Raw genomic sequence first — 17,028 nt, 5'->3', positions numbered from 1 at the left:
GATACCCTCCCTCCCCAGGTCAGATATGATAAATGTCGACGACTTGATGAATATAGTCGTTCTTCAGCACGACTTTCTTATTCGTAATCCGCGGCTCTGGTCCAGAGATATCGAGTGTATAGAACGAGGCGCCGAAGAAGGTGTCGGTCATCTTGTAGCGATGGCTCAGCGTGAACCAGTTGAAGCGCAGCTTCACCTGGTTGCCGGCCTGCTCCAGAATCTCGACATTGGAGACGTTATGCGAGGTGCGCGGCTCAGGCATCGAGGCGGAGGAGCGCTCGGTGCGGATGCGGAAGACACGATCTTCCAGACCGCCGCGGTTCGGATAGTAGATCAGCGAGATCTGCCGCTGCGGATCGGTGACCAGCGAGTCATCCTCTTTCCACGACGGCATCCAGAACTCGACATTCGGCGCGTACAGCTCCAGCCAGGCATCCCAGTCCCGGTCATCGAGAAGACGCGCTTCCTTGTACAGGAACCCCTGCACCTGTTCGATCGTGATCATATGTTTCTTATCCCATGTTTATTGCCCCCGGCGGGCCGCGATGCACGGCGCCGCACGGTGGGTGATGAAGGTGAGAGGGGTTACTCGGCGTCGGCTTCGAACTCGCCGTCCAGCGCCGTGTTCATAACATCCAGCCAGTAGCGGTGCTGCTCGACATACAGCCCCTCATCCTCGGTGCGTACGCCGCTCAGCAGCGGCTTCAGCCCGATCAGGTTGGCCGTCTCGTCCGGACCCTTGACCCAGTGCTTGGCGCCGCGGGAGAGATCGTTCCACGCCGCCGCGCGGCCGCCGAAGCCTTCCTGCGAGGCGCGGAACTCTTCCAGATCGTCCGGGGTCGCCATGCCCGAGGCGTTGAAGAAATCCTCGTACTGGCGGATGCGGTGGGCGCGGGCCTCGGGGCTCTCCCCCTTCGGCGCGATGCAGTAGATTGTCACCTCGGTCTTATCGACCGCCAGCGGACGCAGGATGCGGATCTGCGAGCTGAACTGGTCCATGAGGTAAACATTGGGGTAGAGGCACAAATTGCGCGAGCGCAGCACCATCCAGTCAGCCATCGCCTGACCGAACTTGGCGGCGTATTCCTCGCGGCGCGACCAGTTGGGGCGGTCTTCCGGGTTGGCCCAGTTGGTCCAGAGCAGCATGTGGCCATGCTCAAAAGAGTACGAACCACCGCCGGTGCGGGCCCAGCCGCCAGCCGACATCGCGCGGATGCCGTCATCACGCTCCAGCTCCTTACGGCGGCCGGTGGTGGCAGCGTAGTTCCAGTGCGTCGCGGTGACGTGATAGCCATCGGCGCCGTTCTCGGCCTGCAACTTCCAGTTACCGTCATAAACATAGGTGGAGGCGCCTTCGAGCACTTCCAGCCCTTCCGGCGACTGGTCGACAATCATGTCGATGATCTTCGCGGCCTCGCCCAGATGCTCGGCCAGCGGCTTCACGTCGGGGTTCACGCTGCCGAACAGGAAGCCGCGATAGCTCTCGAAACGCGCCACCTTGGTCAGGTTGTGCGAGCCATCGGTGTTGAAATTATCGGGATAGCCAGCGTTCTCGGGGTCCTTCACCTTCAGCAGCTTGCCGGAGTTGTTGAACGTCCAGCCATGGAACGGGCAGGTGTAAGTGCCCTGGTTGCCACGCTTGCGCCGACAAAGGGTCACGCCGCGATGCGCGCAGGCGTTGATGAAGGCATTCAGCTCGCCCTGGCGGTTGCGGGCGATGATGATCGGCTGGCGGCCGATATAGGTGGTGAAATAGTCGTTATTGTTCGGGATCTGGCTCTCATGGGCCAGGAACACCCAGTTGCCCTCGAAGATGTACTGCATCTCGAGCTCGAACAACTCAGGATCAGTGAACATGTCACGGCGGCAGCGGTAATGTCCGGTGGCGGGGTCGTCCTCGAGCACGACGCCAAGAGGTGAAGGAGAAACATCATCCAGCATAGCTGCGTTTCCTTGGTTGCTTTTGTTGCGCGAAGGCCGGGCGTAGCTTACTCCCCGGAACCGGCTTGTGGATAGTTTTTCGACACCGACGAGTCCAAGACTGAGTATATATATTTCCATACCTTATAGATATGACAACTACATCACCTTCCAGCCGCTCGGCCGGTTTGTCGCATCCCGGAAAACACGCTATGAAACCGCTCCACATTCCGCCTGGATGGCCGAAAAATGCCCGACCTCTCTGAGAATTTTTTCAAGTCCCGCTTGGCTGCCGGGGAGACGCTGATCGGCCTGTGGCTGACCCTGGCCGACCCGTATTGCGCCGAGATTTGCGCCGGGACGGGCTTCGATTGGGTATTGATCGACGGCGAACACGCCCCCAACGACCTGCGCAGCGTGCTGGGGCAGTTGCAGAGCATCGCCCCCTACGGCACCGAGGCCGTGGTCCGCCCGCCCGCGGGGCACCCGCACCGCATCAAGCAGTTGCTCGATATCGGCGTGCGCAGCCTGCTGATCCCGATGATCGAGACCGCTGAACAGGCCGCGGCGATGGTGAGCGCCGTGCGCTACCCGCCTGCCGGGGTGCGCGGCGTCGGCAGTTCCATCGCCCGCGCCGCGCGCTGGGGCCGCATTGGCGATTATCTTGCGCATGCCGATGCCAGCATCTGCCTGCTATTGCAGGTGGAGTCTGCCACAGCCTTGGAGAATCTCGACGCGATCCTGGCCGTGCCGGGGGTGGACGGCATCTTCATCGGCCCGGCTGATCTCTCCGCCTCGCTCGGCTATCTCGGCGCGCCAGACCACCCGGAGGTGCAGGCGAAGATCCAGGACGCCATCGTGCGCATCCGCAAGGCGGGCAAGGCGGCGGGGATTCTTACCTCCGACGAGACGCTGGCACAGAGCTATATCGAGGCGGGGTGCGGCTTCGTCGCCGTGGGTGTGGACGCCACGCTGCTCGCGCGCGGCACCGAGCGTCTGGCCCGGCGCTTCAAGCCCGGCGCTGGCCCAGACGTGCCCACCGGCACCGTCTATTAAGGCCGGTCGCCGCGCGCAATGCTTGGTCATATCGTTTCGGTCCTTTTCCCACTCTTCACGATCAGCGCGCTGGGCTATCTCGTCGGCCGCCGCCTCAAGCCCGACCTCAGCACCACCAACCGGCTGAACATGGATGTATTCACCCCTGCCCTGGTGTTCAGCGCCATGGCCGGGAAGGATTTCCATATCCTGCAATTCCTCGCCTTGGCGTTAGGGGCGCTGGTCATCGTCATGGGCAGCGGCATCGCGGGATGGGGGATCGCGCGCGCGCTGCGGATCGACCCGAAAACCCTGGTGCCGCCGCTAATGTTCAATAATTGCGGCAATCTCGGCCTGCCCGTGGCGGTGCTGGCGTTCGGCCCGCAAGCCCTGGCGCCAGCGATCATGACGTTTCTGGTCTCCAACATCACCCAGTTCTCGTTCGGCACCTGGCTGCTCGACCATGAAACGCGGCTCGCGGGCATATGGCGCTCCCCCTCCATCCTGGCCTCGATCGCGGGCCTCGCCGTCGCTCTTTCGGGGCAGTCGCTCTGGCCACCGCTGCTGATCTCGGTGAAAATGCTGGGCGATATCTCGATCCCGCTCATGCTGTTCGCGCTCGGCGCGCGGCTGGCGGATTCGCAAATCCGCTCGATCGGCTACGGGGTGCTGGGCGCGGTGCTGCGGCCGGTTTTGGGCATGGCGCTGGCCTGGGCGGTGCTGCTGGTGCTGCCGCTGCCGCCGCAGCAGCGCGCGCTGCTGATCATCTTCGGCTCGCTGCCGCCCGCGGTGCTCAACTATATTTTCGCCGAGCGCTACAACCAGGAGCCGGACAAGGTGGCCTCCATGGTGCTGATCGGCAATCTTGCCTCGCTGATCTTCCTGCCGATCGCGCTGGCGATCACGCTGCGTTAGGCAAAAACAAAAACGGCCCGGTTCGCACCGGGCCGTCCATGGTTACTTTCCGCTCTGCCTTAGAAGCGGGTGGTCAGGCGAACATCGAAGAAGTCGCCAGCCACTTCGCTGGTGGTCGCGAAGCTGTGGTTCCACAGCGCGGTCACACCGACACCGCCGGGGAACTGGTAACCCACGATCGGGCCAATGCCGTAGTTGCGGGTGATGGAGCCCGGAACGTGCTTGCCGTTGAACGTATCCTTGGAGATCTGGTTCTCCTGCTCACCGCCCACACCCATCGTCCATGCACCGATGGTCTTGGTGATTGTATAGTCAGCCGAGAATTCCGGCGCCGAGCGATAATTGTAACCGGGCGCGCGGGTGGAATCGATCGGGAAGGCCATATGCAGACCAGCGCTCACATTCCAGCCATCAGACAGCCAGCTGAAGCCCAAATCCGGCTGCATGGTGGTGTAGCCATTGCCCGACGGCGCGCCGCCATTGGTGAGCTTGCCCTGCACCAGATCAGCCATCGTGTTGGTGGCGTCATCCAGCAGGATGGTCAGGCCAGCCTTCACGAACAAATTGTTCGGCAGCGACCAGGACAACATGCCCGGCACCAGCACGGTGTTGTAGATGCCGAGATTGCCACCGCCACCACCGAGGTTGTGCTGAAGCGGCTGGAAGCTCGTGTAATCGAAGGGCTGGCCGATCGCCGCGGCGTAATCACCGCCCAGGATCTTGATGCCGGGCACCCACAGCACGATGGGAACTTCGACCAGCGCATTCAGATGCGTGCCGGGGATCTTGTTGCCAGCGGCATCATATTTGCTGTAGCTAGCCCAGTAATTGTCCAACTCGCCATAAACGCCGGGCGGCGGCAGCGCGCCAGCCGGAACACCCTCGAACACGCCACGCAGATACGGATCCCACAGCTCTTCGGCCTTGGCGTAGCTGGCAGCCAACATCGACCCGGTCACGGCCAGCGCCATGGTGCTCGTCAGGAGCTTAAGTTTGATAGACATTTTGTATCTCCCTGTTTTTTGCCCGCTCTCCCAGAGTATCTCGGGCAGTTGTCGAATGTCCCGTTTTGTTACACCGCCACTTTATGTTTGGCGGTCAGCTGAGCAGGAAGCAGCTGTTTTCTGATCACAAGTGGAACGACAAAAGCTCCTCGGAGACTTCAGTCTCCGTGAAAACCCAAGTATTCAGCTTGTTTATAGCGTTTTGAACAAAGGACTCCTCGTTGATTTCTTTTCATCATTGGCGGTGAGGAAGCGCTCCGTCAAGATGTGCTTTTCAAACAGCCGACCACGCATGAGCGTGTTCACGCAGGCCTCGATCATTACCGGCGGACCGCAAAGATACGCGGTCAGACCTTCAAACAATCCATCGTAAAGCTGCACGGCGACATCATGCACGAAGCCGCGCGCGCCACTCCACTCAGAATCCTCGGGCTCCGAGGATAAGGCGGGAACGTAACGGAAGTTCGGATGCTTTTTGGACAGCGCCTCGAACTCATCATTACCGTAGAGATCAGCCCTGGCGCGGACACCGTGGATCAGCGTGATCGGCTCCGCATAATTCTCGGCCAGAAGGTCGATGATCATCGAGCGCGGGCTCGACACGCCAGTACCGCCCGCGAGGAACAGCAACGGCCCGCCACGTGATTTGCGCACGAAGAAACGGCCATAGGGGCCAGAAATATTCAGCTTATCACCTTCCTTCATCACCTGATGGATGTAGGTTGTGCCCTTGCCGCCCGGCAGCAGCCGGATCTGCAGATCGACAACGCCATTTTCCGAAGGCGGGTTGGCGATGGAGAAGGCGCGCGTGCCATCAACGCCCGGGAGCGTAACGTTGACATACTGCCCAGCCTGGAAGTCGATGCTCTTGCCTTCCAGGCGCAGGCGCACCCCTTTCACATCATGCGTCAGGTTGTCGAGCTTTTCGACCGTCACGGCGAAATCCTGAATCGGAATCCGGCGCTGATCCGGGTCCTCATCGATATCCGCCTCGATCGTGGCATCGCTTTTAAGCCGCGCTGAACAAGCCAGTGTCTTGCCCTCGTTGCGCTCAAAATCCATCAGCGCAAAGCTGGAGGCATCGGCGTGATCGACTTCGCCATCGACGACTTCGACCTTGCAGGTGCCGCAAAGACCATGGCCACAGGCATAAGGGAGATAAATGCCCTGGCGCAAGCAAGCGTCGAGGATGGTCTGCCCCTCCTCGACCTCGATGGTCTCGCCCACCGGTTCAACGGTCAGCTGGTAGCTCATAAGCGAATTCCGTCTCTGTTAGGAAAAGGCCACGCCGGACAATCCGGGTGTCCAGAACCGCACCAGCGACTTGTGGTGCATGCCGTTTGCTTCAAGCGAAGCATCGAAGTCAGGAGTCTTCTTCTCGCCGTCGATCATCCATTCCGCCTTCGACCAGTCGATCTTGCTGGCGTCAGGGTGCGCGGCGTAATGCGGGGCGATCACCTCGCTAACCAGCGCGCCGAACGGCATGACTGGCGGCAGCGGAAAGGCGATGGCCGAGCAGAAGGAGAGATGCTCCTCCCAGTGCACATAGACCAGCATATTGCCATGGAAATTCTTCAGCGGGTCGCGGGGCTCGACCTTGGATTCGTAATCAGGCGCAAGCGCAATAATGGACATTCATTCCTCCTCGGGAGACGCATGGCACGCGCGGTGCCATGCGTGTTCTTATTTCTTTAACCGGCCTGACGGAGCTTTTCCGCGTGCCATTCATTCCACAGCTTCTCATCCGGCGAGCCGACATAATCCATGTTATCGGCACCGACATTCATATGATACCACTTCAGAACATCTGGCACCGTGGCGCCACCGCAATTGCCCTGGAAGATCTGATGCACAGGCAGCCAGGCCTGCACAAACTTCTCGGGCTCATCACAGAAAATGTCCTTACAGCCATCCGAGCAGAAGTGATACGTGTCACCCTTGTACTGCGTGGAGCGGAAGCAGATCGTGGTCGGATCGCCGGGCTCGGTATACGCCATGGGGATCTGGCAGGTCTGGCAAAGCTGCGGCAGCGCCGGGTTGTAGAAGCGCTTGCCTTCCTTCTCCATCTTCGCCCACATCTCCCAGCGCGGACGATAATATTTATCGAACGTGTTGGGATATTTCTCGGACAGCCAATCCAGATGCTCATTATCCGGCATCCAGGTGTGGAACGCCGCGGCATGGGTGTACTGGTAGAAGACCGCCCAATTCTGGTGCGAGATATGCTCGGCTTCCGCCGTGGCGATATCAGCATATTTTGGCATCTTCAGACCATAACGGCCGAGATCCTGGAACAGCGCGCCACCGGCTTCGACGAAGTAGATGTCCCAGGCTTCCTTCCAGCTCATCACCTTCTTGGGCAGCATGTAGTCCATCATCATGGCCACGATGCCCAGCAGGCGATGGCCGCGCCAGAACCACTTGTCTACCCATTTCTGCACGATCGGCAGGTTGTCCGGGTGCTGCTCAAGCAGGAACTTGATAATCTCAATGCCCAGCGTCATGTGGCGGCTCTCGTCCGACTGCGCGGAGAAGCCGAAGGTCACGGTCGACATGTCACCGTTATAGGCGGCGCCGGACATGAAGGGCACGAACAACAAGTTGGTCAGCAAGTATTCAAACGCGAAGCCGATCGCGATCATAAACTCGAACGGCCCGGCTGAGCGCGCGTCGTCGAAGAACGATTTCGGCACCGAGAGGTACCACACGCGGTCATGCATCAGCGGCCACTCGGCGATGCCATCGAAATACTTGTTGTAGTGGCTGATCGTATGCACCTGAGTCTGCAGGTGGCGCAGCTCGTCGAGCGACTGCATCTGCGCCGCGACGCGCGCACCCGCACCGCGCAGATGGCGGCCCGTGAAGGCGAAGCCGCGATGCGCCTGATACTCCTCAGGCGAGATGCCGGTGAGGAACAGCTTCAGAACGTTTGCATAACGGCCATCCGAGATCGTGGTCTGGCCATTATTCTGCGCGAAGCTGTCCAGCACGGCGTAGAGCTTGCGCTCCTTCTCGGCCTGGAACTTCCAGTAGGAATCCATGGTCAGGCGGAACGGATCTTCCCAGGCCGACCAATCCTTGATCTTGATCCCTTCGAAGGAGTCGTAGGGGAACACCTTGTCCATCGGCTGGTAGGTTGTTTCCCAGTCCAGCCCGCGCGTCAGGTATTCATAACGCTGCCGTAAAGCAAGCTTCTTGGTACCGCTCATGTTTTGTTTCCTCTACGTTTAATTCTCAGTGGCGCCAGCTCAGCGTGAAATGATCATCATCCTCGTCGAGGTTACCGGCCATGGAGACCAGCACGAGCTGGATCTCCTGCGGATCCCACGGGCGCCCGAGGCGCTCTTCGACGGAAGCGCGGTTGACCGTGATCTTGCCGTCGCAATCGAGCTTGACGGCGCCCGGCATGTTCAGCACACGCACGCCCGGATTGTCCGCCATGATCGCATCGATGATGGGGCGGGCGTCGTCATTTTGCATGAGGGTGATGGAGGCGACTTGAGCCATTTCCGTTTCCTTTCCTTAAACCGCGAGGCCGAGGCTGGCGGCCTTCTTCAGGGCCTCGGCCCCGGCGGCGGCGGCGGCGGCGCCGTCATCATTCAGCAGCGCGGCGGAGAGCGGCTTGGCCGCCGCGGTCGCGCGCGCAATCCAGGTCTTGGCCCACTCAGAAACCAGCGCCTTGTTGGCGTCGGATTCAGCGGCGACCGTCTTGATCACGGAATCGCTCCACCGCGCTTCCTCGGCGTGCCAGTCATTCATGAACTCGGTCAGCAGCGCGATCGGCATCGCCGCGTCGGTCCAGGCCGCTTCAGCCTTCTTGTACATGAATGGCAGGAGCACACCGTTCACGCCCAGCGCTTGCGCCACGAACAGATGGAACCAGTCGCGCTCGACGAAGGTATCCTCGATCAGGCGGCGGATCTCCTGCCAGGCGGCATCGTTCAGCCAGGTCTGCTTGGCCTCATCCAGCGTCGCGCCGGTCTGGCCGTCGAGCAGCAAGCCGATGCGGCTGACATACTGCGCCATGCCGAGGTGATCGCCCGCCGAGAAGATGCACGGCGCGGTGACGGCCGTGCCATAGCCACGCTGGGTCATCTCAGCCATGTTCATGTTGCTGCCCCAATGCAGATGGCGCACCGGCAGCAGCCCGCGGCGGATGGCCGCCTGCGCCTGCGCGGAGGCCTTGGTCAGCAGCCCGCGCTCATCCACGAACGCGAAATTCTTCTCGGCCGCCTGGTTCATGTTGGCGCGGGCAATGTTGTAGGTGGAATAATAAAACTGCCGTGGATCCAGCGGCTTGTACCAATCCGCCATCACCACCGCGGTCTTGCGGGTGTCGTAGTGCCAGTATTCCGGCTCCCAGAGCGGCTTGTAATGGAAATTCTCGGTGGCTTGCACATCGAGCGTGGCCTCCTGATAGCGCGAGGCAGGCTTGTCCGCGCCGAGGCGGCGGGCGACATGCGCAAACGTGTTGCGTTTCGGCTCAAGGTCGATGGTCTTAATCTGTACGGTCATACGTATCCTCTCCGTGGAGCACCCGCGGCGCCCCGGCTTGTTGTCATTGCTTCAGTCGGTGAAAATTTTAGCGCTCCGGGCGGCGCAACAGCCCGGGCTGCCCGGCACGCCAAGCCATCCGGTCCAGCTCGGCCGCGACGGCGTCCGCCGGCGGCAGGATGGTCGCGTGGCGTGCCTCGCAAAATTCCTTAAAAGCCTGTAGCGGCAGGATCAGTTCGACCGAGAGATCCTCGTCTCCCAGGCTGAACTCAAACTCCACAAATCGGCCAGAGCGCGTCCCCAGCACACGGACGAAAGAAGAATTGCTTTCCGCAGAACCTTCCGGCTCTCGCCCCCCTGACGGGTTCCGGCTTGCCATCCTTAAGACCTCCTCCTCATCGTGCGGTGCGCTCTTCTTTATCGCGCCTCTCGCACAGTTTCGTCTCTACGGGTGTTTTTCTCGTACGTCAATTATAATTTCGAGATTTTCAAAAACTTCCATATACCCACATTCGCCGATCAAGCCGATAGGATTATTTTGCGCCGCTGCAATGCACGCGCGTCACCATCAGCATCAGCTCGCCAGCACCTTCGACATGACAGACAGCGTCCGCTCGATATGCTCTCCAGCCACCCTGCAGGCGAGGTCGGCGTCACGCGCCAGCGCCGCTTCAAAGATCGCCTTGTGCTCGGCGTGCACGTCGCGCGACACCTTGCGGTTGACCAGCGAGATGCGCCGGTACCGCTCGGATTGCTGGAACAGCACCCCGTAAAGATGATTCAACCAGCGTGACGGACAGGCACTGATGAGCGCCTGGTGGAATTCGCGGTTGCGCAGCTCGAACTCGTCTTGCGGGATCTCCGGCGAGGTCAGCAGCCGCGCCTCGGTCTTGGACAGGCGGTGATACGCCGCCACCACGCGCCCTTCCCAGGCATCGTCGCCGCAGCGGATCGATTCGCGCAGCGCCTCTTTCTCAAGAAAAACCCGCGTGCGCGTGAGATCGGCCAGATCCTCAATCGAGACCGGCGCCACCCTGAAGCCCTTCTGTTCCTCGGAGGTGACCAGCGCCTCGCCCACCAACCGGGTTAGCGCCTCGCGCAGCGTGCTGGCGCCAAAGCCGTAGCGCTTGCGCAGCATTTCGAAGCGCAGCTTGGTCTCCGGCGCCAGCGCGCCGATCAGAATCTCGTGGCGGATGGTTTCGTGCGCGGCTTCCACCAAGCTGCGCGCGGTCCCCACTTTAGGGGCTGCGACCGGGGCCGACGTCACATTGGTATCCATAAATCTGGTCACTCCAGGCATATTCTTGGTTGCGGCCCCGGCCAGCGCCAGCCCCGCCATCATTTCCTCGGAAAATACGATTTTTACAAATCTAAATGCAAGCAACATAAAAAATCAACACTCTTCGCATGTGCAGCAATTTTACAGTTTTCACGAAGTTCCCAAAAATCTCGAAATTATTATTGACACCTGGACAAACTACGCCGATAAGCGCCTCAATATCGGTGCGGTGCGGTAAAAAGCGCCGCCAGCGACCTCGGTCACAGGAAAAACAATGCGCGGAAACGTTCATTCGCTGATGCAATCGCGCCAGCCCCAGCCAGCCAAAGGCGCGCGCTGATGGCGGCAAGCCACAAGATTACCGTCGAGGGCGCTGGCGAGGCGACGTGCTATGAGGGCGAGCGCGCGCTCGTGGCGATGGAGCGTGCCCAGGGATTCGGCCGGTTGAAAAATCTGCCCTACCGGCTGCCGGTGGGGTGCCGGCGTGGCGGCTGCGGGGTGTGCCGGGTGCGCGTCACCGCTGGCGAATTCAAGGCGGACCCCATGAGCCGCGCCCATATTTCAGAGGCGGATGAAGCCGCGGGACTGGTTCTCTCCTGCGCCATCTACCCTCTGTCCGACATCGAACTGCGGATCGAGCCGCCGCATTTCGTCAAAAAGGCAAAAACGGCCGCAACAGAAAGTCAGGAGACAGCATAACAATGGCTATGACCGGAGTTTTACGTCCAGGGTTTGCGCAGGTGCGCGTGCTGGACATGGAGAAGTCGCTCGATCACTACATCAAGCGCATCGGCATGCATCACGTGACCACCGGCACCGATGGCCGCGTCTACCTGAAATGCGGCGATGAGTTCGACCATCACAGCTTGGTGCTGCGCAAGGCGGATCATGCCGGCATCGACGCTTTCGCCTTCAAGGTTGCCTCCGAGGCCGATCTCGACTCCTTTGAGAAGCGCGTGATCGCCTATGGCTACCCGGTGGACCATGTCGCGGCTGGCGAGCAGCCGGGCCTCGGCCGCCGCATCGGCTGGACCCTCTCCTCTGGCCACCGCATCGAGCTGTACGCGCATGCCGATCTGTCGGACCCGAAGCCGATGATCCACAACCCGGATGTGTGGACCGTGGAGCCGCACGGCATGGGCGCGCGCCGCATGGACCACTGCCTGCTTTACGGCCCGGACATCGAGAAGACGCTCGACTTCTTCGAGAAGGTTCTCGACTTCAAGTGCGCCGAGCGCGTGGACATGCCGGACGGCCTGCTGGCCATCTGGATGAGCTGCGGCATGAAGGCGCATGACATCGCCTTCGTGAAGCACCCGGAGCCGGGTAAGCTGCACCACGTCTCCTTCGAGCTGGAAAGCTGGGCGGATGTTGGCCATGCCGGCGATATCATCACTCGCTACGACATCTCGGTGGATATCGGGCCGACGCGCCACGGCATCACCCGCGGCCAGACGATCTATTTCTTCGATCCATCCGGCAACCGTTGCGAAGTGTTCGCCGGCGGTTATACCTATTACCCCGACAGCCCGACCCGCACCTGGGACGAAACCCAGATCGGCAAAGGTATATTCTATTATGAGCGCCAGCTGAACGCGGCGTTCCTCTCCGTCGTCACCTAACCCCCAACCAGCAGGCAGGTCATGAGCATTTCCCGCAGCATCCCCACCATTACCGCCGAGGCGGCGCTGAAGGCCGTCCTCGCGGCGCAGGACACCGCGAAGGCGCGCAACGTGCCCGTGGTGGCCGCGGTGGTCGATGCCGGCGGGCATCTCCTGGCCTGCCTGCGCGGCGACGGCGCCTTCGTGGCGTCGATCGACATCGCCCGCGATAAAGCCTGGACCGCCGCGATCTTCGGCGCCAGCACAGATCAACTCGCTTCCGGCCTGAGCCACAGCCAGGTGCTGCTGGACGGCATCGCCTCCCGCCCCAATGTCGTGCTGTTTGGCGGCGGCATGCCTGTCAGGCAGAACGGCACCGTGATCGGCGGCATCGGCGTGTCCGGCGGCTCTGAGGATGACGACCGCGCTTGCGCCGCCGCCGGTCTCGCCGCGCTCGGCCTCGCGCCTTAAAGTTTTCCGCCGCTGGCGTTGCGGCCGCGTCCAACGCCACAACCATCCGGCTTCGGCTCCGCTTCCGGCGTTACGCGCTGGGGCATGGTTTTTTCTTTTTTGCCACTCACTCGAGGATAGCAACATGAACGCTCCATCACATCCGCGCCGCTCGCTGGCTGAGAGCCCCGCCCGCCGCGACGCCGCGCATTTCATCAACGGCGAGTTCACCCAGGGCACGAGCGGCAAGAGCTACGACAATATTTGCCCGATCGACGGCTCGCGCATCGGCGCCGTTCCCGAGGCCGGCCAGGCCGAGGTGGATGCCGCGGTGAAGGCCGCGCGCGCCGCGCTGGACGGCCCGTGGGGCAAGCTCACCGTGGTCGAGCGCACCAACATGCTCGCCGCCGTCGCCGCCGAGATCAACAACCGCTTCGACGACTTCCTGGAGGCCGAGTGCCTGGACACCGGCAAGCCGATGTCGCTCGCCTCGCATATCGACATTCCGCGCGGCGCCGCCAACTTCACCATGTTCACGGACGTGGTGAAGACCGTCTCCACCGAGACCTTCCCGATGGCCACCCCAGACGGCAAGGGCGCGCTGAACTACGCGCTGCGCCGCCCGCGCGGCGTGATCGCCGTGATCTCGCCCTGGAACCTGCCGCTGCTGCTGATGACCTGGAAGGTCGGCCCGGCGCTGGCGCTCGGCAATACCGTGGTGGTCAAGCCCTCCGAATCCACCCCGCTCACCGCCACGCTGCTCGGCGAGGTGATGAACAAGGTTGGCGTGCCCAAGGGCGTGTATAACGTCGTCCACGGCTTCGGCGGCAACTCGGCCGGCCAGTTCCTCACCCAGCACCCGGGCGTCAACGGCGTGACCTTCACCGGCTCCACCAAGTCGGGTGAGCAGATCATGCTTGCCGCCTCGCATGGCATCCGTCCCGTCTCGCTGGAGCTGGGCGGCAAGAACCCCGGCATCGTGTTCGCTGATTGCGATATGGAGAAGGCGATCGAGGGCACCATGCGTTCGGCCTTCGCCAATTGCGGCCAGGTCTGCCTGGGTACAGAGCGTGTGTACGTGCAGCGCCCGATTTTCGATGAATTCGTCGCCCGCCTGAAGGCCGGCGCCGAGGCCATGAAGCTCGGCCGCCCCGAGGACCCCGCCACCGGCATGGGCCCGCTCATCCATGAGACCCACCGCAAGAAGGTGCTCTCCTACTACGCCAAGGCCGTCGAGGGCGGCGCCACGGTCGTCACCGGCGGCGGCGTGCCCGACATGCCCGCCGATCTGGCCGGCGGTTCCTGGGTGCAGCCGACCATCTGGACCGGCCTCGCGGACGATCACCCGGTGGTGACCGAGGAGATCTTTGGCCCGTGCTGCCATATCCGCCCGTTCGACACCGAGGAGGAGGTCATCCACCTCGCCAACAACACCCCGTATGGCTTGGCCGCGGCGGTATGGACGGAGAATGTCTCGCGCGCCCACCGCGTCGCCTCCAAGCTGGAGGTCGGCATTTGCTGGGTGAATTCCTGGTTCCTGCGCGACCTGCGCACCGCCTTCGGCGGCGCCAAGGCCTCGGGCATCGGGCGTGAGGGCGGCGTGCACTCGCTGGAGTTCTACACCGAAATGACCAATGTCTGCGTGAAACTCTAAGCGCCAGACCTTACCGAAGACTGGCGCTGATCCGCGCCGCGCAATTCTGCAGATGCGGCAGCAGCGCCAGTCTCATCAACTCCGCAGAGCGGGAGGAGACCGAAATGGCATACTCCACCCCGCCCTGCCGCCGCACTGGCACCGCCAGGCAAAAAAGATTGTCGTCGACCTCGGCCTCGTCCACCGCATAACCCCGTTCGCGGACCATTTGCAGCTCAGCGGCGAGCACCGCCGGATCGGTGATCGTCTTGCGAGTAAAAGGCACAAACGGCCCATTGGCGAGATAGGCGCTCTGCGCGGCCTCGCTCAAATAGGCGAGCAGCACCTTGCCGATGGCCGAGCTGTAGCCTTCAAGCTGATTGGTTTCCCGCGTCCAGATATCTGGCCCGGCCCCGCGTTCCTTCACCAGATAGGTGACCATGTCGTCCTCGAATACGCCCAGATGCGCGATCACGCCATGATCCAGAGCCAGTCTGCGCAGCACCGGACGGCTGGCCTCGATCACGGCCGCGCGCTCTTCCCCCCTTGCCAGCCTGGCGCCCGCCGCGTAACGCCCGCGCCCCGCGCGCGCCAAAAGCCCGGCCCGCACATATGCCGCCACCAGACGATGCGCCGTGGAGACCGGCACGCCCGCCCGGCGCGCGATCTCGGACAATGGCGCGCTGCCGCCCGCATCGAGCACCGCCAGAAACAATTCGATGCCCTTCTCGACGGCGCTGGCGCCCTGTCCTTCACTCGCCTCCATTTTCTCACCATATGGAAAACCAATGACATCGTAAATTGCAAATTCCGCCGCTGGGGGCGTAAACAGGCTTGGGCAAACCGCTACCAAGAAGACGCCCCAGGAAACCCGCATCTTCAACCCGAGCAGCGCTTTTGCCCAGTGGCTCACGGATTCGCCGCCACTGCCGCAACAAGCCGTAAGGTACCCGTATGACCCAGAGTACACCCGAAGCCATCCAAAAAGCCGCCGACGCGCTGCATGAGGCAGCGCGCAGCGGCACGCCCTCCACCCCGATCCGCACACTGCTGGCGGAAGGCGATGTCGAGGCCGCCTACGCGGTGCAGGCGATCAACACGCAGCGCGCGCTCGATGCCGGGCGGCGCTTGGTCGGACGCAAGATCGGCCTGACCTCGCTGGCCGTGCAGCGCCAGCTCGGCGTTGGCCAGCCGGATTACGGCATGCTATTCGCCGACATGGCGCGCGGCGACGCCGAAGAAGTGGCGCTCTCCGACGTGCTGCAGCCGAAAGTAGAGGCGGAGATCGCCTTCGTGCTCGGGCGCGACCTGGCCGAGCCGGAGTTGACGGCGGCGGATCTGTTCCGCGCCGTCGAATACGCCGTGCCGGCGGTCGAGATCGTCGGTTCGCGCGTCGCGAACTGGGATATCCGCATCACCGACACCATCGCCGACAACGCCTCGTCCGGCCTCTATGTGCTGGGCTCGCGCCCGGTGCGGCTGACCGATTTCGACCCGCGCATGTGCGGCATGGTGATGGAAAAAGCGGGCGAGCCGGTGTCGGTCGGCGCTGGCGCGGCCTGCCTGGGCTCGCCGCTCAACGCGGCGCTGTGGCTGGCCAAGGTGATGGCCCGTCTGGGCCGTCCCCTACTGGCGGGCGACACCATCCTCTCCGGCGCGCTGGGCCCGATGGTCTCGGTGCAGCCCGGTGATGTGTTCGACATTCGTATCGAAGGCCTGGGCGCGGTGCGCGCGGCCTTTGCAAAGGAGTAAATCATGGCAAAGATCAAAGCTGCGATCATTGGCTCGGGCAATATTGGCACCGACCTGATGATCAAGATCATGCGCAACTCCAAGAATTTGGAGATGGGCGCGATGGTCGGCATCGACCCGAACTCGGATGGCTTGGCGCGCGCCGCGCGCCTGGGCGTGCCGGTGACGCATGAGGGCATCGAGGGGCTGCGCAAGCTGCCGAACTATGCCGACATCAAGGTGGTGTTCGACGCGACCTCGGCCGGCGCCCATATCAAGAACAACGCGATCCTGCAGGCTGACGGCAAGAAGGTGATCGACCTCACCCCCGCCGCCATCGGCCCGTTCACCATCCCCGCGATCAACGGCGACGCTAACATCAGCGAGCCGAACGTGAACATGGTCACCTGCGGCGGCCAGGCCACAATTCCGATGGTTTACGCCGTGAAGCGCGCGGTGGAGCGGGTGGTCTATGGCGAGATCGTCGCCTCGATCTCCTCGAAATCCGCCGGCCCTGGCACGCGCGCCAATATCGACGAGTTCACCGAGACCACCTCGCACGCGATCGAGAAGCTCGGCGGCGCTGAGCGCGGCAAGGCGATCATCATCCTCAACCCGGCCGAACCGCCACTGATCATGCGCGACACCGTGTTCGTGCTGTCGCAGGGCGGCTCGCGCGAGGCGATCGAAGCCTCGGTGCTGGAGATGGAGAAGACCGTGCAGGCCTACGTGCCCGGCTACCGCCTGAAGCAGAAGGTGCAGTTCGAGAATATCGGCGACAACGCGCCGGTGCGCATTCCCGGCATCGGCTTCTGCACCGGTCTGAAGACCACGATCCTGCTCGAGGTCGAGGGCGCGGCCCATTACCTGCCCGCCTATGCCGGCAATCTCGACATCATGACCTCGGCCGCGCTGATCACCGCCGATCACTGGGCGGCGCGCGAACTGCTCAAGGAGGCTGCATAA

At 62.4% G+C, this 17,028-nt stretch carries 20 protein-coding genes; 9 read left to right on the top strand and 11 right to left on the bottom strand.

Features of this window, described 5'->3' with window-relative positions; genetic code table 11:
- Positions 1 to 19: 19 nt before the first annotated feature.
- Together benB and benA are read right to left on the bottom strand one after the other, a co-directional pair.
- Positions 20 to 505 carry a benzoate 1,2-dioxygenase small subunit gene (gene benB, locus LI953_RS03700; protein ID WP_227074685.1) on the bottom strand — a complete coding sequence of 162 codons (486 nt, stop codon included), beginning with the start codon at positions 503 to 505 and terminating at the stop codon, positions 20 to 22.
- A gap of 80 nt (positions 506 to 585) precedes the next feature.
- A complete protein-coding gene (gene benA, locus LI953_RS03695; RefSeq protein WP_227074684.1) occupies positions 586 to 1,941 on the bottom strand; it encodes a benzoate 1,2-dioxygenase large subunit in 1,356 nt (451 codons plus the stop codon).
- A 228-nt stretch (positions 1,942 to 2,169) separates the two neighbouring features.
- Between benA and hpaI the strand changes: the two genes are divergently transcribed.
- Both hpaI and LI953_RS03685 read left to right on the top strand, forming a co-directional pair.
- Positions 2,170 to 2,976, top strand: coding sequence for a 4-hydroxy-2-oxoheptanedioate aldolase (gene hpaI / locus LI953_RS03690; protein ID WP_227074683.1), 807 nt, complete (start codon positions 2,170 to 2,172; stop codon positions 2,974 to 2,976).
- Between the two features lie 18 nt (positions 2,977 to 2,994).
- Complete coding sequence (locus tag LI953_RS03685; RefSeq protein WP_227074682.1) at positions 2,995 to 3,870, top strand: AEC family transporter; 876 nt, start codon at positions 2,995 to 2,997, stop codon at positions 3,868 to 3,870.
- Between the two features lie 59 nt (positions 3,871 to 3,929).
- On the opposite strand, the gene LI953_RS03680 is transcribed toward LI953_RS03685, so the two are convergent.
- The 8 genes from LI953_RS03680 to LI953_RS03645 all read right to left on the bottom strand — a co-directional run bounded on the left by LI953_RS03680 (position 3,930) and on the right by LI953_RS03645 (position 10,647).
- Positions 3,930 to 4,874 (bottom strand): transporter, encoded by a 945-nt coding sequence (locus LI953_RS03680; protein ID WP_227074681.1) that lies wholly within the window; start codon positions 4,872 to 4,874, stop codon positions 3,930 to 3,932.
- Between the two features lie 192 nt (positions 4,875 to 5,066).
- On the bottom strand, positions 5,067 to 6,128 hold the full coding sequence (locus LI953_RS03675) for an NADH:ubiquinone reductase (Na(+)-transporting) subunit F (RefSeq protein ID WP_227074680.1): 1,062 nt from the start codon (positions 6,126 to 6,128) through the stop codon (positions 5,067 to 5,069).
- Positions 6,129 to 6,146: 18 nt separating this feature from the next.
- Positions 6,147 to 6,509 carry a phenol hydroxylase subunit P4 gene (locus tag LI953_RS03670; protein WP_227074679.1) on the bottom strand — a complete coding sequence of 121 codons (363 nt, stop codon included), beginning with the start codon at positions 6,507 to 6,509 and terminating at the stop codon, positions 6,147 to 6,149.
- Positions 6,510 to 6,565: 56 nt separating this feature from the next.
- Complete coding sequence (locus LI953_RS03665) at positions 6,566 to 8,083, bottom strand: aromatic/alkene/methane monooxygenase hydroxylase/oxygenase subunit alpha (RefSeq protein ID WP_227074678.1); 1,518 nt, start codon at positions 8,081 to 8,083, stop codon at positions 6,566 to 6,568.
- Positions 8,084 to 8,108: 25 nt separating this feature from the next.
- The gene (locus LI953_RS03660; protein WP_227074677.1) at positions 8,109 to 8,381 is read right to left on the bottom strand and encodes an MmoB/DmpM family protein; all 273 of its coding nucleotides are present in this window, start codon (positions 8,379 to 8,381) and stop codon (positions 8,109 to 8,111) included.
- A 15-nt stretch (positions 8,382 to 8,396) separates the two neighbouring features.
- The gene (locus LI953_RS03655) at positions 8,397 to 9,389 is read right to left on the bottom strand and encodes a hypothetical protein (RefSeq protein ID WP_227074676.1); all 993 of its coding nucleotides are present in this window, start codon (positions 9,387 to 9,389) and stop codon (positions 8,397 to 8,399) included.
- Positions 9,390 to 9,456: 67 nt separating this feature from the next.
- A complete protein-coding gene (locus LI953_RS03650; protein WP_227074675.1) occupies positions 9,457 to 9,747 on the bottom strand; it encodes a phenol hydroxylase subunit in 291 nt (96 codons plus the stop codon).
- Positions 9,748 to 9,942: 195 nt separating this feature from the next.
- Positions 9,943 to 10,647 (bottom strand): FCD domain-containing protein, encoded by a 705-nt coding sequence (locus LI953_RS03645; RefSeq protein WP_227074674.1) that lies wholly within the window; start codon positions 10,645 to 10,647, stop codon positions 9,943 to 9,945.
- Positions 10,648 to 10,672: 25 nt separating this feature from the next.
- On the opposite strand from LI953_RS03645, the gene LI953_RS03640 reads away from it, so the two are divergent.
- The 5 genes from LI953_RS03640 (at position 10,673) to LI953_RS03620 (ending at position 14,352) form a co-directional block, all read left to right on the top strand.
- Positions 10,673 to 10,885, top strand: coding sequence for a hypothetical protein (locus LI953_RS03640; RefSeq protein WP_227074673.1), 213 nt, complete (start codon positions 10,673 to 10,675; stop codon positions 10,883 to 10,885).
- A gap of 101 nt (positions 10,886 to 10,986) precedes the next feature.
- Complete coding sequence (locus LI953_RS03635; protein WP_227074672.1) at positions 10,987 to 11,346, top strand: 2Fe-2S iron-sulfur cluster binding domain-containing protein; 360 nt, start codon at positions 10,987 to 10,989, stop codon at positions 11,344 to 11,346.
- A gap of 2 nt (positions 11,347 to 11,348) precedes the next feature.
- The gene (locus LI953_RS03630) at positions 11,349 to 12,269 is read left to right on the top strand and encodes a catechol 2,3-dioxygenase (protein ID WP_227074671.1); all 921 of its coding nucleotides are present in this window, start codon (positions 11,349 to 11,351) and stop codon (positions 12,267 to 12,269) included.
- A 21-nt stretch (positions 12,270 to 12,290) separates the two neighbouring features.
- Positions 12,291 to 12,719, top strand: coding sequence for a heme-binding protein (locus LI953_RS03625; protein WP_227074670.1), 429 nt, complete (start codon positions 12,291 to 12,293; stop codon positions 12,717 to 12,719).
- Between the two features lie 124 nt (positions 12,720 to 12,843).
- Positions 12,844 to 14,352 carry a 2-hydroxymuconic semialdehyde dehydrogenase gene (locus LI953_RS03620; protein WP_227074669.1) on the top strand — a complete coding sequence of 503 codons (1,509 nt, stop codon included), beginning with the start codon at positions 12,844 to 12,846 and terminating at the stop codon, positions 14,350 to 14,352.
- Between the two features lie 10 nt (positions 14,353 to 14,362).
- Here LI953_RS03620 and LI953_RS03615 read toward each other — a convergent pair whose 3' ends face one another.
- Positions 14,363 to 15,097 (bottom strand): IclR family transcriptional regulator, encoded by a 735-nt coding sequence (locus LI953_RS03615; protein WP_227074668.1) that lies wholly within the window; start codon positions 15,095 to 15,097, stop codon positions 14,363 to 14,365.
- A gap of 188 nt (positions 15,098 to 15,285) precedes the next feature.
- On the opposite strand from LI953_RS03615, the gene LI953_RS03610 reads away from it, so the two are divergent.
- Together LI953_RS03610 and LI953_RS03605 are read left to right on the top strand one after the other, a co-directional pair.
- Positions 15,286 to 16,083: a 2-keto-4-pentenoate hydratase gene (locus tag LI953_RS03610; RefSeq protein ID WP_227074667.1), complete on the top strand. Its 798-nt coding sequence runs from the start codon at positions 15,286 to 15,288 to the stop codon at positions 16,081 to 16,083.
- A complete protein-coding gene (locus tag LI953_RS03605) occupies positions 16,084 to 17,028 on the top strand; it encodes an acetaldehyde dehydrogenase (acetylating) (protein ID WP_370635754.1) in 945 nt (314 codons plus the stop codon).

The organism is Acidocella sp. KAb 2-4, from assembly GCF_020567705.1.
Lineage (GTDB): Bacteria > Pseudomonadota > Alphaproteobacteria > Acetobacterales > Acetobacteraceae > Acidocella.
This window is presented reverse-complemented; position numbering and strand designations above follow the sequence as displayed.